This window comes from Kitasatospora sp. NPDC088779 (genome assembly GCF_040685395.1).
Classification (GTDB): Bacteria; Actinomycetota; Actinomycetes; order Streptomycetales; family Streptomycetaceae; genus Kitasatospora.
The window spans coordinates 1-1,775 of the sequence record NZ_JBFBHW010000121.1 but is presented as its reverse complement, the minus strand read 5'-3'; the positions used below and the strand labels follow the sequence as shown (position 1 = coordinate 1,775).

1 protein-coding gene is annotated in these 1,775 nt (G+C 68.3%); it reads right to left on the bottom strand.

Features of this window, described 5'->3' with window-relative positions; genetic code table 11:
- Positions 1-29: 29 nt before the first annotated feature.
- A complete protein-coding gene (locus AB0P03_RS40770; RefSeq protein WP_363633795.1) occupies positions 30-1,622 on the bottom strand; it encodes an IS1634 family transposase in 1,593 nt (530 codons plus the stop codon).
- Positions 1,623-1,775: the final 153 nt, after the last annotated feature.

Here is a 1,775-nt window from a genome sequence, read left to right as displayed (position 1 = left end):
GTCTAGGCCCGGACTTCGCACATGGGGTTTTAGGTCTCCAGCCAGCGGGGTCGGGTTTCGTCTATGCCGAGGAGTTCGAGTAGGTGTGCTTGGACTCCTCGGCTGATCAGGACGACGGGTGGGCTGGTGACGGTGCCGGGCCGGATCATCAGGCTGGCCAGGTGGTAGAAGATCATGCGACCGGTGGGACGGACGGCCCGGCTGTCCGGGTAGAGGCCGCGCATGGTCTGCTCGGGTCCCAGGGCCTGGCGGACTTGGCGTTCGATCAGGCAGAACACCAGCAGGGCCAGGCAGATCACAGTGATGAGGGCGGCGATGCGCCGGTTGTGCTGCAGGAAGACCGGCGCGACCGCAAGGGGGCCTTTGAAGTCGTGGTAGCGGCGTTCGACCACGGCCTGGCCCTTGTAGCGCAACAGGACCTGTTCGGCGGTGGCCTGTTCGGGGGCGAGGTTGGTCAGCAGCGCGTACCAGCCGTCGACGGCGGCCTGAGCGTCAAGGACGTCCTGATCGAAGTGCCATTCCAGGACGGGCCGGCCGTCAGGGTCGGCGGTGATGGCGGTCCGTAGGCAGTCCTCGACGCGACGGGTCCTGGCGATCACGCCGATCCGGGCGGTGATCTTCTCGGCAGTGCCGTAGAAACGTCCTCCGGCGCCGCGTTGGAGCTTGTCCAGGTCCTCGGTCGCATGGGCGAGGCGTTTGGCGCGGGCGCTCTGCTGGCCGCGGGCGTTGCCGCTGGAGTGGACCAGGATCCGCCGCAGGCGGATCTCGGGGTCGCTCTTGCGGCGGCCGGTCAGGGTGTGGGTGTCCTCCAGCACGCGGTATGTCTCACGTGCTTGGGCGCTCTTGCCGGCGTCGCGTTCCGGAACGTGGTTCACGAGCTGTGCGTCCTGCAGGTTCAAGCCTGCGTAGACGTGGTCGGGGACCTTGGCGGCCGGTGCGGGGGCGATGAAGGCGACCTTCGCGTCCAGCAGGGCGGTGACGTTCGAGTGGGACACCAGTTTGGAGTCCGCGACCAGCAGGAAGTTCCTGCGGTCGGCCATCGTGCGCAGGGCCTTCATCGCGCCGACGACCTGGGCGACCTCGCCCGCGCCGCCGTCGTAGACGCGGTGGAAAAGCGGGATCCCGCCGTCGCCGCTGACCGCGAGGCCGGCCTGGATCTGTTTGAGATCGACCCGGCGGTCCTTGGGGTGACCGTACTTGACCTGCGGGAACTGCTCGTCCTGGTCCTCGTAGGCGCCGAAGAGGGACATCGAGGTCATGTCCCAGTGGATCCGGGACACGTCGATGCCGAATTCGGCGATGGCCTGGGCGCCGACCGTGCCGACCAGCTCGTCCAGGTGCGGCGCGATCGCGTCCAGCGCGCGGGCGAGCCGGTCATCGCCCAGCAGGTCCGGCTCGACGCCGAAAACCTCCTCCACCGCCCACTCCCGGGCCCAGTCGCCCACCCGGACCAGCGGCGCCGGGGCGGACAGCCGGTTGGCGATCATCACTTCGATCACCTGGCCATGCGTGAGGTGCGCGACCTCGCGGATCGGGCACAGCTCGTCAACGATCCCGGCCACGTCCAGCCGGCGCAGAAACTCGGCAGAGGCGGGCAGAGCGCCCAGACGCCTCTCCACCACGGGCGTCAACTCCACGGCGAAGCGTGGACAGTGGACCCGTGAGCGACGTGAACGAGATATCGACACGCCAGGCTCAACGACCGGCACCCCACCGGGGTACCGGTCGCATCACCACATCATCCGAACTCGTTATGTGCGAAGGACGGGTCTAGG